The organism is Fibrobacter sp. UWB3 (assembly GCF_002210405.1).
GTDB lineage: Bacteria > Fibrobacterota > Fibrobacteria > Fibrobacterales > Fibrobacteraceae > Fibrobacter.
Genome location: NZ_MWQJ01000009.1, coordinates 100,094 through 113,241, shown reverse-complemented (window position 1 = coordinate 113,241; position 13,148 = coordinate 100,094). Strand labels below are relative to the sequence as shown.

Sequence of the window (13,148 nt, the reverse complement as noted above, 5' to 3'; positions counted from 1 at the left end):
GCGCATTAGCATGTTTGGCGCATGTTGCGCCGCATTAACCGGAGGCTTTATGGCACTTCAATTCTACAACACCGCATCACGCAAGAAAGAACTGTTCACTCTTCCCGAAGGCGTTCCCGCCGTGCGTATGTACTGTTGTGGTCCGACGGTGTACCACTTTGCCCACATCGGCAACCTCCGCACTTACATTTTTGAAGATTTCCTCGTCCGCACGCTCAACTACTACGGCTACAAGGTCAACCACATCGTGAACATCACTGACGTGGGCCACCTCACAAGCGATGGCGACACTGGCGACGACAAAATGGAAAAGGGCGCAGCCCGCGAAGGCAAGTCCGTCTGGGACATCGCAAAGTTCTACACCGACGCATTCATGGCCGACTGGCACCGCCTCAACATCCAGGAACCGACCCGCTGGACGCGCGCCACGGACCACATCCAGGAACAGATTGACTTGGTGAAGACGCTCGAAGAAAAGGGCTTCACCTACCGCACCTCTGACGGCATCTACTTCGACAGCCTCAAGTTCCCGCGCTACGCCGACTTTGCACGCCTCGACGTGGAAAACCTCCGCAAGGGTAGCCGCATCGACATGGGCGAAAAGCACAACGCCACGGACTTTGCACTCTGGAAGTTCAGCCCGACTGACAAGAAGCGCGCTATGGAATGGGACAGCCCGTGGGGCGTTGGTTTCCCGGGTTGGCACATCGAATGCTCCGCCATGGCAATGAAGTACAACGGCCCGACGCTCGACATCCACTGCGGTGGTACGGACCACATCCGCGTGCACCACACGAACGAAATTGCCCAGAGCGAATGCGCCAACGGCGTTCAGTTCAGCCGTTTCTGGATGCATGGTGAATTTCTCCGCACCGCAAGCGAAGAAAAGCTTGAAGACGGCACGACCGAACAGAAGTTCGGCAAGATGAGTAAGTCCTCGGGCGAATTCTTGACAGTCACGCTCCTCATGGAACGCGGTTTCAACCCGCTCGACTACCGCTACTTTGCACTCGGCAGCCACTACCGCAACTACCTAAACTTCACTTGGGAAGCCCTCACCGGCGCTAAGGAAGCCTTCAAGAGCTTGCACAAGAAGACGGACCCGCTGATTGGCAAGGCAACCGCTATCACAAGCGAAGCAGCCAAGGCTTTCCAGCAGGAATTCAAGGACGCCATCGGCGACGACCTCAACATGCCTCGCGCACTCGGCATCATGAACACGATGCTCAAGAGCGACATCGATGACGGCGAAAAGGCAGCACTCGTAGCTGACTTCGACAAGATCTTTGGTCTCAAGCTTGACCAGCCGCGCGAAGAATACGTGAAGAAGGGCGCAAACGACAACATCGATACCGCTAAGATCGAAGCTTTGATCGCAGCCCGCAAGGAAGCTCGCGCCAACAAGAACTGGGCCGAAAGCGACCGTATCCGTGATGAACTTGCCGCGATGAACATCGTGATCAAGGACTCTAAGGAAGGCACGACCTGGAGCGTGAAGGAATAAGCCATTTTCCTCCTCGTTGTCATATACGTTGCATTTATTGGGCTAGGTCTCCCCGACACCATTCTTGGGGCGGCTTGGCCCTTAATGCATTTAGACCTTCAAACGCCGATTTCTGCAGCGGGTATTCTTTCGATTATTGCATCGCTCGGGACAATCGTCTCTAGCCTCTGCACCCCAAAATTTCTCCGCGTTTTAGGCACTGGAAAGCTCGTCGCCTACAGCATTGCACTGACCGCAATCGCCTCTGTCGGTTACGGAAATGCGGATTCGTTCAACATTCTTTGCCTTTGGGCGATTCCGATGGGCATTGGCGCAGGCGCCGTCGACGTGGCGATGAACAACTTTGCCGCCATTTATCTGGAATCCAAGCACACGAACTGGCTGCATGCAAGCTGGGGTATCGGAGCAACGTTCGGACCTTCACTGCTTTCGTTCTCGATTATGATCGGCAGCGGTTGGCGTGGAGCTTACGAATATGTCGCTGCAAGCCTCACCGCAATTTTTGTATTGACTCTCATTTCACTCCCGCTGTGGAAAAAAACGGAAGCGCGTGGAGGACTCTCCGAAAACGTAACCATCCCGGCGAATTCCGAGAATGCGAAAGTCGCGAGCCCAGGAAACACGCCGAGAACTGCCGCGCCCTCCAACGGCAACGCAAATAATGCGCCGCACATCAGTATCCGTGAAGCGCTCCGCGTTCCAGGAATGAAACTTTCGTTCCTCACCTTCTTCTTTTATTCGGCACTCGAAATTTCGACAAGCCTTTGGTGCGGCACCTATCTCATCGCCTGCGGATTCAAACCCGAAATCGGAGCATTCATCGTTTCGCTCATGTTTGCATCCGTGATGATTGGCCGCATTGCAAGCGGATTTTTTGCAATCAAGTTTACCGACCATCGCCTGATTTACGCTGGAATCGCCATCGTCTCTGTGGGTTGCCTCATCCTTTCAATCCCGCTCCCGCTGAACTTGCAGCCCGCCTGCATTTGCCTGCTCGGCCTCGGTTGCGCACCCGTGTACCCGTCACTAATCCATGCAACCCCTGCAAGATTTGGAGAATCGCTTTCGAGTCAAGCGATTAGCATCCAGCTCGCCGGTTCCTACATCGGTTCAATCTTAATGCCGCCCGCATTTGGTCTCGTTGCAGCTAAATTCACCGTCCATCTTTGGCCGATTTCACTCTCGATTTTTGTCGGATTGTTACTTTTATGCGTGTGTTTGCTGGACTACGTAACGCACAAAAAACTGAACAAGTCTTACGCCCGCGAACGCGTCATTGACATTCTCCACACGGTTTCGATGGAAACTCTCAAACGGGAACGTCGCATACAACGTCGTTTACGCAATCGCCAAAAGAAACGTTAGGGGTTTATTATGGAAATAAAGCAATTTGTATTCAATCCGTTCGGAGTGAACTGCTACATCCTGAGTAACAGCAAGGGCGAAGCCATTTTAATTGACCCAAGCGTGAGCAATGCCCGCGAACAAGCGGCACTCACCGATTACATCAAAAGCGAAAATCTCAAAGTCGTGCGCGTTTTGAATACGCATTTGCACTTGGATCATGTTCTCGGGAACGCATTTGCGGAACGCACTTTTGGCATCAAGGCCGAAGCACACAAAGACGACACTTTCCTTCTCGACGCGCAAAAAGAACAAAGTCAAATGTTCGGGCTCCCGTGCAACGATTTAGCCCCCGCTTTGGGCAATTACCTGAATGACGGCGACATCATCGAAATTGCGGAAATCCGTCTGCAAGTGATTCACGTTGCAGGGCATTCCCCGGGCGGTCTCGCCTTCTTCTGCGAGAATCCGGGCAAAGTCAACGGACAAGACAATGTACCTCCGCTCCTTTTCCCAGGCGACATCATTTTCGCAGGGAGCCGCGGTCGCAGCGACCTCTACGGCGGTGACGAATTCGCCCTCGTGAGCGGCATCAAGTCGAAGCTCCTTACGCTCCCGGCAGAAACCGTTGTATTCCCCGGCCACGGACCAAGCACTACCATCGAGAATGAAAAGGGATGGTACTAACCCTTCGGCAGGCTCAGGGACCTTTGTTATGAGTGAAAACCGCGTGCGAATCAGTTGGATTGACGAGTTCAAGGGATTCGTTCTTTTGCTCGTTTGCCTATTCCACATTGAGCAGAATTTTCCAAACGCGCACCTGGGAATGTATCACTTGAGCGCACTTCGCATGTCCGCATTTTTCTTTATTTCGGGATTTCTTTTCAGCACAAAACGCTTTACCAATTTCAAAAGTTACTTTACCCATAAAACGCACGTTCTGTTAGTTCCCTATCTTTATCTTTCATTCCTATTTTTTGCCATTGACCCGGTTGTTTACAGCTTTACTTTGTTCCCGAAATCGCCCACAATGATGGTCGTGAACACGATTCCCGACATCAACAACACATGGCAATACATCTATTGGAACATTGCTAAAATTTTCATCGCCGGGAAGTCCTCGGTCGGAGCGGGCCCGCTGTGGTTTGTGTTCACGCTTTATTCCGTCAGCTTGCTTTTTTACCTGCTTCACGAAATGTCGAAAAAGCAAGTCAACCCCAAGCTATTTTTCGCCGTGATGTCCATAGAAGGGCTCCTTTGCGGTTGGCTCCTGAACGAAAATCACATTCACTTGCCGCTTGGCATCGAGCGCGATCTTACCATTCTATTCTTCTTCGGATGCGGTTTTCTCTGCAAAGAACCCATCAAAAAAATCCACAGAGCCATTTCTGCGAGTACAGCTCACGCCGCGAAAAACACGGCGATCGTTGCCGCCATCGGAATCACAAGCTTTATCGCCTACGCATTTTTGGAATCGCCGAGCCCGAATTTCAGCATCATGAACAATGACTTGGGCAAGAGCCTCCCCCAATTTGTCGCAAGTTCCATTACAGGCATTATCGGACTCATCGCCACGTTCCTGCTTGCGAGCAAGATTCCAAACATTGCCCCCATCCGCATTTTCAAGGGAATACTCCGCAACATTTCCCGCAACGCGCTCGTAATTCTTGCAGTCCACTGGTGGATTGTCCTGATGCTGCGACTCTTCTTCAGACCGCAAATCAACCAACCGGGAATCGCCTACATCGCCATCCCGATTGTCGCCTTGGGCACTATCGCCGCAATTCCGCTTTTCCGATGCAAACTCCACCGCCTACTCGGCAAAGAAAAAATCAGCGTAAAAGAAAGCCTCTGCATTAGGGAATAATGCAAAGGCTTAATCGTGAATTAGGAGTTTGTTTTTATGATTTCACGGATGCTAGGCACTGCCCAGCTCTAACTTCAGAGGATTCCTTCACAAAGATCTGCGACACAAAGCCTCCGCATGTTGCAATCACAGGAATTTCTGTCTTCATACTTTCTATGATGGCGAGAGTATCACCTTCCTTTACCGATGTTCCTGGCTTTGCGACAATCAGCTTCCAAAGAGAGCCAGCAACAGGGCTGTAAACGCCATCTTCTCCTTCGGCTAGCGTAATTTCGGCTTCAGGAGCAGACTCTGCGCTGTGACTTTCAAATGTGAACTGGCCATTTGCAATCCAGCGTTCCTTTTCTTCTTCGAAAGCCTTGGTTCGCTTTTCTTCGAATGCAGAAATAGATGTCGCATTGTCCTTCAAGAACTTTTCGTATTCCTCGATATCGAAGGAACTGTTCTCTACAGTGACATGGAATTTGCCTGCGATAAAGTCCTTTCGCATTTGCAAAAGCGTATCCGCATTCACTTCGTAATAGCGAATTTGGTCGAAGAACCGCAACAGATACGGCAACGGGAAATCACTCGTCTTTTTAAAGCGGTTCCACATTTGCACCGTACGGCCGACAAATTGATAACCGCCCGGGCCTTCCATTCCATAAACGCACATGTAAGCGCCACCAATGCCCACCGCATTTTCAGGCGTCCATGTACGAGCCGGGTTGTACTTGGTCGTAACCAGACGATGTCTCGGATCGAGCGGAGTTGCCACAGGAGCGCCAAGGTAAACATCCCCAAGACCCATCACGAGATAGTCAGCATCAAACACAATCCGCTTGACATCATCAATGGAATCAAGGCCATTGACTCGGCGAATGAATTCAATATTGTTGGGGCAGCACCAAGGAGCGCCCGGTCTAACCGTCGTCACATACTTTTCGATGGCAACACGAGTCTGCGGGTCATCCCACGAAAGCGGGAGATAAATGGTTCTTGTCGGGACCTTCGTCAGCTTGTTCTTTCTCAGGTGTTCTGCCAAATCCCAGAGGCGTTCCAAAACATCTTTCTGGCGAATCTTCTTGATATCGTAGTGAATTTGTATAGAGCGAATACCCGGAGTAACATCAATGAGGACATCCGCAAAACGTTCCTTAACAGCGAGCATCCATGCGTGAGCCGTAAAGCGGAGACGCAAATCGATAATCGCCGGGCCAAATTCGACAAGCACGTTATCATCGCCATCGGCACGAACAACAATATGTTCCATTTCAGAATCAGTGTTGTATTCCGAAATAATCGGAGATGTTACAGGAGCTGGGACTAGCGCCGGAACCGGTTTCGATACCTTATCTGGAGTAGCAAGCATTTCTTCGCGTGCAATTCGGATCTTTTCAGCATCTTCTACAGAAAGCGGAATAAAACGGACCTTGTCGCCACTGCGCAACTGTCCCATTTTCCATAGTTCTGCAGAAACAATCGTCACCGGGCAAGCAAAACCACCAAGACTCGGGCCATCAACGCCCAAGATAATCGGCATATCACCCGTAAAGTCCACAGTTCCTACGGCATACGCATTATCGTGCAAATTCGAGGGATGGAGTCCCGCTTCACCGCCATCGGGTCTTGCCCACTTGGGCTGCGGACCGATCAAGCGAATACCCGTTCTAGAAGAGTTGTAATGCACTTCCCACGTTGCTGCAAAGAATTCTTGAATATCTTCGGCAGTCAAGTAATCCGGAGCGCCATGCGGGCCATACATCACACCAATTTCCCATTCGGTCCCAATCGACGGAAGCGCCGTTGCCGCCGGAATAACCGTTTCACCAGAAGCATCGTTTCCGATGTGGAGAATATCTCCTGCGGTCAATGCGCGTCCACCGTGGCCGCCAAAGCCGCCCAATGTAAATGTCGACTTGCTACCCAAATAATCCGGAACATCAATACCACCGCGAATCGCCAAATAGCAGCGTTGTCCAGCCTTAGAAACTCCGAACTTGAGAACATCCCCATCGTGAACTTCGACAGGCGTATTCTTCAGGCACGGCATATTGTTTACAGTCGCCGGGAAATCACCACCCGTAAATGCAATCACGGCATCCGTATGGAACGCAAGCGTACATCCCGAATGAGTCATTTCGATTCCCGCCGCATTTTCGGCATTACCGACAATCTTGTTCGCAAGCCTAAAGCTGTAATTATCCATAGGACCGCTAGGAGGAATGCCCACATCCCAATACTTTAAGCGACCCGGATAATCCTGAATTGTCGTCTGCAAGCCCGGAGCGAGAACTTCAAAAATCCTGTCACGATATTTGTAATCGTTCAAGATCCAAGTCGAAACCTTTCCCGATACAAAATCCGGCATTTCAAGCACATCGCGCAAAAGCTTGATGTTCGTTTCAAAGCCATAAAGTTTGACTTCGGCGAGAGCCTTCTTTGCCTTTTCGATATTATCTTCACGGTCACTGCCCGCGACAATGACCTTTGCCAAAAGCGGATCGTAAAATGCGCTGACCTCCGTGCCACGAGAAACCCATGTATCAACGCGGATGCCTTCCGGGAAGTTTACTTCCGTCAAAAGACCACTGCTCGGGCGGAAATTCTTTCCCGGATCTTCGGCGTAAACGCGGAATTCCATGGCATGCCCATGCGGCACAAACTTTGCGCCAATTTCAAAGGGACGATTTCCAGCCGCAAGTTCAATCATCCAGCGCACCAAATCAACATCATAAACCGTTTCGGTGACACCGTGTTCAACTTGCAAACGCGTATTGACTTCGAGGAAATAGAATCGGTCGCTCGGTGCGTCGTATATAAATTCGACCGTACCGGCAGAACGGTAAGCAACACCCTGCGCAAGTCGCAAAGCAGCCTCATGCAGCGCTTCGCGAGTCTTTTCGGGCAAGCAAGGCGCAGGCGTTTCTTCAATGACCTTCTGGTTACGGCGTTGCACAGAGCAATCACGTTCACCAAGCACAACAGCATTCCCTTCGCCATCGCCAAAGACCTGTACTTCGACATGACGACCACGTTCTACATACTTTTCGACAAAGAGGCCCGCATTCTTGAAGTTGTTTTCACTCAGTCTCTTGATGCGGTCAAAGCTTTCAACGAGTTCCTTTTCGCTGTGGCAAATGCTCATGCCAATACCACCACCGCCTGCGGTACTCTTGAGCATTACCGGATAGCCGATTTCCTTGGAATGCGCAATAGCATCATCCAAGCTTTCCAAAAGACCTGAACCGGGAACAAGCGGAACATCAAATTCCTGTGCAAGTTCCTTGCTACGGTGTTTCAGGCCAAATTCAATGAGGTGCTTCGGAGTCGGCCCGATAAAAGCAATTCCATTATCTTCTAGAGTCTTTGCAAAATCTGCGTTTTCGCTCAAGAAACCGTAACCAGGGTGGACCGCTTCGGCACCAGTCGACTTAATGGCTTCCAAAATGGCCGGGACATTGAGGTAACTGTCCTTGGCAGGAGCAGGGCCAATACGAACAGCTTCATCAGCCATCAATACATGAGCTGCGGTTTCATCCGGATCAGAATAAACGGCAACAGATTTTACTCCCATCTCTTTCAGGGTACGAATAATGCGACAAGCGATTTCGCCACGGTTTGCTACAAGCACTTTGTTGAACATGGCTATCTCCTTTAGTATTTAATCAATTGTACAAGAAGTTGCGTCAGGGATCCTTCGGGATTTTCAAGTTCCTCGAGGATCGTAAAATGGTTATGGTTCGAAAGCAAATTGAACGAACCAGGAATATCTTCTTCGGCGCGGTGCATCGCAAATTCGGCACTTTGCCTACGAAGTTCCGGAAGTTCATTTGCACCAACAACTACGGCAATCGGCTTTTTGACAAACGGCCTACGGAGCGGACTGTACAAGAGAATCTCATTCTCGGTAAGCTGAAGTTTATCGTTCAAAAAGCATTGCGAAATAGGTTTCAAGTCATAAATACCGCTGATGGCAAGCGCCCCGCATACGCCGGGTTCATCAAGTACGCTTACGGCAAGATGAGCCCCAGCCGACCAGCCCGACACATAAATACGAGAATTGTCAAAGCCAAGGACATCACTATGACAGCGCAAAAAATAGAGGGCATTACGGATACTGGCAACAATCTCACCAATACTTGCGCTCGGAGCAAGCGGGTATCCGACACTAGCCACATCGAATCCTTGAGCAATAGGCCCCTTCGCTAAAAAGCGGAAAGTATCCTTGCAGCGCATTTGCCAATACCCGCCATGAATAAAGATAAAAAGCGGAGCATCTTTCTTACCACAACTAAAGTAATCGATACGTTCCCTAGAATCCATGCCATAATGCAAATTCATGGTATCCTGGAACTGCTTTGAAATTTCTGCGCTACGAGCATTGAAGCCTTCCAAAATTTCAGAACTATTCTTAACAGCACTGGTGTTGTCGTAGGCTTTACCAAGCGATTCCCTAGTGAAGTTTCGATAAACGTAGTTGTCCATAGCGGTATCCCAAATTATTTGTCAAAAACCAAAAGTCGAATTGGAGTCGGATTGTAATCGTTACAAGGATTGTTCAACTGCGAGCAATCCGAAAGCAAGAACAGAACATCCATATCGGCGCGAAGTTCAATGTATTTTCCGGGGCCCGAAATACCATCGGCAAATTCAAGGCGTCCCTTGTCATCCAAGATGACCTTCGTGAAAAAGTTCAAGTTGCAAGTCTGATCGCGCTTGCTCAAGCCATAGTTTTCAAGCGTACGCACAAAAGTATCACGACAGCTGTGCATATAACGAGTCTTATTCGTATAACGCACAACATTACCTTCCGCAGAGCATCCGCTTCCAAGCGTATCGTGTTCTCCGCAAGTATCCGCAATCACTGTAAGCATAGCGTTTCCGCAGTTGCTACGGATAACCGTACCAAGCTCAATCATCGTATTCGCCTGAGCCGTAATGGTGTTGTTCGCATTGTAGCGTTCTGTCGGGTCATTCGCGTTATAAATCTGCACATCGCCAGACTGATTGCCTTCTACGTCAACCAAGCGGAGGATCTGTCCCTTTTTGAGGGGCAGCATGTAACCGTCCCCGGCAAGGACGGTCACATCCGATACCGCATCTTCTACGCAACGCGGGCTTTCAAGAAGCTTCGAATTCATACGGACTCCTTTGAATCCCAAATAATCATCCTTACCGGCGTCGGATCGTAAGCGTTGCAGGGGTTGTTCAGCTGCGGGCAGTTGCTCACAACCGCGAGCACATCCATTTCGGCACGCATTTCCACATACTTTCCCGGCGAAGAAATACCATCAGCAAAGTTGAGGTTTCCCTTTTCGTCAAACGGAACATACATGAAAAAGTTCAAGTTGTTCACCTGATCGCGCTTATCCAGATTCGGTGTTTCGAGCAACACCTTCAAAAACGATTCACGGCAGGCATGCATATAACGCTTGTCGAGCGAATAACGGCAAGTATTACTTTCGCAAGAGCAGGCACTCCCAAGCGTATCGTGGTCGCCACAAGTATCCGCAACAACCGTAAGCATAGCGTTATCATCGTTGGAATAAAGCTTCGTGCCAACACCGACCAAGCAGTTCGCTTGTCTTTGCACCGTCTGCTGAACACTGTAGCGTTCCGACGGGTCGTTCGCATTGATGAACAGCGTATCAACAGCCTGGTTCCCTTTAAGGTCCAAAATGCGGAAAATCTGACCTTTCTTAATCAAATGCAACCACCCCTTTCCGGCAGCCACATCTTCAACATAACAAGCGTCTTCTTCCTTGAGCGTACTTTCCAAATACTTCGTAAACATGATAGACCTCTTACAAGTTGTAGTTTGCCGTGTTGATAAAGCCGCGACCGTTTTCCGGGCACCAGGTAAAGCAAGGATCTTCGGCACCGGCGATATCGCAAGTGATAAGTTCAACCTTCACAGGCTTACGCAAGTATTCCTTGCTCGGATTCAGCGGATGCATACCCGTATCGATAACGATCAAAGTATCCATCTCGGCACGCAGTTCCACATAGTCACCCGGCTTAGAGTTATTCTCTACAAAAGTCATTTTTCCGTCAGAAGTCACCACGACCTTGCTGAAAAAGTTGACGAGTTCCGTAAAGTCTCTCTTGGTCATGCCGTGCTTGCCAATTTCAACAAGCAAAGAGTCGTAACCATTGCGGTAAAAATCGTTGTGGGCGCTCTGATAATCCTTTTCGCCAAAGCGTTCCTTGATCAGCGAGGCATGCGTACAGCCGCAAAGCGGATCGTGCCAGCCCACAGTATCTTCGACAACGCTCAGCAAGATACGGCCCATGTCGCCATAAAGGCAGCAGTTCTTTGCAATTCTGCAAATGTGCTGGATTTTCAGGGTATCGCCCAAGTTAAAGCGTTCCGTAAAATTGTGAGCGTTATAGCACATCAAAGAGGCATTTGCACCACCTTCAATGTCAGTGAGTCGGATTTTCTGGCCGCACTTGACGATTCGAGAGTAGTTCCAGCCACCGGCAATCACTTGTTTGCAAAGGACTTTAGATTCAGACATATTAGCTCCTGTTTTTTAAAGTTGTTTCCCGACCATGTTCACGATGTTGAATTCTTCTTCAGCGATTTCGTTTACCTTGGGCGGGCGAATGAGTTCTTCGATGTATTTGCGTGTTTCGACGAACTCAGGCAAAGTAAGGGTTTCCTTGTTTCTCGGGCGAGGAATGTTGACTTCGACCAATTCCTTGACCTTTCCGGGATTAGCTTGCAAAGTCAAAATGCGGTCCGAAAGGAATACGGCTTCATCAAGATCGTGCGTCACGAAAATGATGGTGATATCGATATTCTTCCAAACTTCAAGCAGATACTTTTGCATCTGCGCTCTCGTCTGTGCATCAAGCGCTCCGAACGGTTCGTCCATCAAGAGAACGCGCGGCTGCGGGGCCAAAGCTCTTGCAATGGCAACTCGCTGCTGCATACCGCCAGAAAGTTGCTTCGGGAAATATTCGCCATACTTTTCAAGTCCAACAATTTCAAGCCACTGTGCAGCAATCTCTTCGGCATCATCGCTATCGTGCCCTGTAGATTCCAGCCCGAACATGACATTCTTCTTTACGGAAAGCCACGGGAAAAGCGAATACTTCTGAAAGACCATTCCTCTTTCGGCACCAGTACCACGAACAATCTTTCCATCAAGCCTGAACTCTCCACGAGTTGCTGTTTCGAGCCCTGCCGCAATGCGGATAAGCGTTGACTTTCCACAACCAGAAGGGCCAATGATCGAAAGGAACTCGCGACGACGCACGCCAAAAGAAATATCATCCAAAACACGATGCATCCCTTTTCCAGAAGTCTTTTCGAAATCCTTGACAATATGGCAGGCTTCCAAAATGTAATCTTCGAAACAATCCTTACGGCCTTCCATGATACTTCTCCTTGAGCGCCTTTTCTTCAGGTGTGAGGCAGAACGTGAAAACATTATCCTTTGGAGCAAGAATTTCTCTCTTGATCTTGGAGCTGACACCCACACGGCCACCTTCCCAGGCAAAGAAATCTCGGCCGAGGAAGTTGAGGATCATATCGCAACCAAGACCAATGACGCCCAAGATAATGATGGCGGCATAGACATTGTCAAAGTTACGGTACTTCGCCTGCTGATTGATAAACCAGGTAATGCCAGAACTTGTTCCCACCACTTCTGCGACAATGAGGTAAGTCCAAGCCCAACCCAAAAGAATGCGCATATCCTTGTACATCTTCGGAGCGATATCGGGCAATACAACCTTGAACATAATACGCATCGGCGATGTTCCCAAAGTACGGGCCGCTTCGATGAGAGTCGAATCTACGCGACGTGTCGTGGCGCACAGCATCGGAACTTGCTGAAAGAATGTACCGATGATGATAATCGCAATCTTAGGAGCATCATTGATGCCGAGGATGGCAACCGCCAAAGCTCCAAACACAGGCGCCGGGAAATACCGGAAAAATTCGATAAACGGACCTGTCAGCTTTTCAAAGAACGGGACAGCGCCACACGCAACACCTAGAGGTACGCCAATCAAGCTCGAAAGCAAAAACGCAAGGAACACAATCTTGATTGAATGCAGAATACTTTCGTAAAACCAGACATCACCATCGCGCTTCGGCTCGGTCATAAAAGCCGTGATAAGTGCTTTTGCGACCTTGTGCGGTGCCGGAAGGTAAGCGGGGTTCACGCGGATTCCCGTCATGGGCCTTTCATTAGCCTCAAGGAGATTCCGGTTCTCTTCTTCAAAGTTACTGCGTTCAATTTCGTCACCCGGTTGGCAAAACATGCTTCCGCCGGCATCGACGACCTTGACGAGCGGGTGGTATACAAAGGGGACGTAACTCACCACGCTCCAGATGGCAAGGGGAATGATGAACGAGAGCACAGTCAGCACAGTCGTCCACTTTTTCCCAACATGCTTTTGAATTCCAATCGGGTTTACCATGATTATTCCACTTTT

General features: G+C 49.7%; 10 protein-coding genes and 1 pseudogene. 4 read left to right on the top strand and 7 right to left on the bottom strand.

Going from position 1 to position 13,148, the window contains the following annotated elements:
* Window positions 1-49 precede the first annotated feature (49 nt).
* From cysS to B7991_RS10990, 4 genes are read left to right on the top strand one after another with little or no spacing between them, the layout of a single operon-like run.
* A complete protein-coding gene (cysS, locus tag B7991_RS11005) occupies window positions 50-1,504 on the top strand; it encodes a cysteine--tRNA ligase (RefSeq protein ID WP_014545525.1) in 1,455 nt (484 codons plus the stop codon).
* A gap of 3 nt (window positions 1,505-1,507) precedes the next feature.
* Entirely contained in the window at window positions 1,508-2,869 is a 1,362-nt protein-coding gene (locus tag B7991_RS11000) for a sugar MFS transporter (protein ID WP_088630857.1), read from the top strand.
* A 9-nt stretch (window positions 2,870-2,878) separates the two neighbouring features.
* A complete protein-coding gene (locus tag B7991_RS10995) occupies window positions 2,879-3,535 on the top strand; it encodes an MBL fold metallo-hydrolase (protein ID WP_088630856.1) in 657 nt (218 codons plus the stop codon).
* 28 nt (window positions 3,536-3,563) lie between these two features.
* The gene (locus B7991_RS10990; RefSeq protein WP_088630855.1) at window positions 3,564-4,715 is read left to right on the top strand and encodes an acyltransferase; all 1,152 of its coding nucleotides are present in this window, start codon (window positions 3,564-3,566) and stop codon (window positions 4,713-4,715) included.
* 34 nt (window positions 4,716-4,749) lie between these two features.
* Here B7991_RS10990 and uca read toward each other — a convergent pair whose 3' ends face one another.
* The 7 genes and pseudogenes from uca to B7991_RS10955 form a co-directional block, all read right to left on the bottom strand.
* The gene (uca, locus tag B7991_RS10985; protein WP_088630854.1) at window positions 4,750-8,340 is read right to left on the bottom strand and encodes an urea carboxylase; all 3,591 of its coding nucleotides are present in this window, start codon (window positions 8,338-8,340) and stop codon (window positions 4,750-4,752) included.
* An 11-nt stretch (window positions 8,341-8,351) separates the two neighbouring features.
* Window positions 8,352-9,182 (bottom strand): alpha/beta hydrolase, encoded by an 831-nt coding sequence (locus B7991_RS10980; RefSeq protein WP_088630853.1) that lies wholly within the window; start codon window positions 9,180-9,182, stop codon window positions 8,352-8,354.
* Between the two features lie 14 nt (window positions 9,183-9,196).
* Window positions 9,197-9,838, bottom strand: a complete 642-nt coding sequence (locus B7991_RS10975) for a DUF1989 domain-containing protein (RefSeq protein WP_073443145.1) — start codon at window positions 9,836-9,838, stop codon at window positions 9,197-9,199.
* A complete protein-coding gene (locus B7991_RS10970; protein ID WP_073443147.1) occupies window positions 9,835-10,491 on the bottom strand; it encodes an urea amidolyase associated protein UAAP2 in 657 nt (218 codons plus the stop codon). Before B7991_RS10970 ends, B7991_RS10975 begins: the two co-directional genes overlap by 4 nt.
* Before the next feature lie 10 nt (window positions 10,492-10,501).
* Entirely contained in the window at window positions 10,502-11,218 is a 717-nt protein-coding gene (locus tag B7991_RS10965) for an urea amidolyase associated protein UAAP1 (RefSeq protein ID WP_088630852.1), read from the bottom strand.
* Between the two features lie 15 nt (window positions 11,219-11,233).
* Window positions 11,234-12,082, bottom strand: coding sequence for an ABC transporter ATP-binding protein (locus B7991_RS10960; protein ID WP_088630851.1), 849 nt, complete (start codon window positions 12,080-12,082; stop codon window positions 11,234-11,236).
* A 145-nt stretch (window positions 12,083-12,227) separates the two neighbouring features.
* Window positions 12,228-13,133 (bottom strand): annotated as a pseudogene (locus B7991_RS10955) (ABC transporter permease subunit); the annotation flags it as partial.
* Window positions 13,134-13,148 lie beyond the last annotated feature (15 nt).

What these genes read in the sequence shown, in the direction of transcription:
- cysS (WP_014545525.1), top strand. Translation starts at nt 50, where the DNA reads ATGGCACTTCAATTCTACAACACCGCATCACGCAAGAAAGAACTGTTC.
- B7991_RS10995 (WP_088630856.1), top strand. Translation starts at nt 2,879, where the DNA reads ATGGAAATAAAGCAATTTGTATTCAATCCGTTCGGAGTGAACTGCTAC.
- B7991_RS10990 (WP_088630855.1), top strand. Translation starts at nt 3,564, where the DNA reads ATGAGTGAAAACCGCGTGCGAATCAGTTGGATTGACGAGTTCAAGGGA.
- uca (WP_088630854.1), bottom strand. Translation starts at nt 8,340, where the DNA reads ATGTTCAACAAAGTGCTTGTAGCAAACCGTGGCGAAATCGCTTGTCGC.
- B7991_RS10980 (WP_088630853.1), bottom strand. Translation starts at nt 9,182, where the DNA reads ATGGACAACTACGTTTATCGAAACTTCACTAGGGAATCGCTTGGTAAA.
- B7991_RS10975 (WP_073443145.1), bottom strand. Translation starts at nt 9,838, where the DNA reads ATGAATTCGAAGCTTCTTGAAAGCCCGCGTTGCGTAGAAGATGCGGTA.
- B7991_RS10970 (WP_073443147.1), bottom strand. Translation starts at nt 10,491, where the DNA reads ATGTTTACGAAGTATTTGGAAAGTACGCTCAAGGAAGAAGACGCTTGT.
- B7991_RS10965 (WP_088630852.1), bottom strand. Translation starts at nt 11,218, where the DNA reads ATGTCTGAATCTAAAGTCCTTTGCAAACAAGTGATTGCCGGTGGCTGG.
- B7991_RS10960 (WP_088630851.1), bottom strand. Translation starts at nt 12,082, where the DNA reads ATGGAAGGCCGTAAGGATTGTTTCGAAGATTACATTTTGGAAGCCTGC.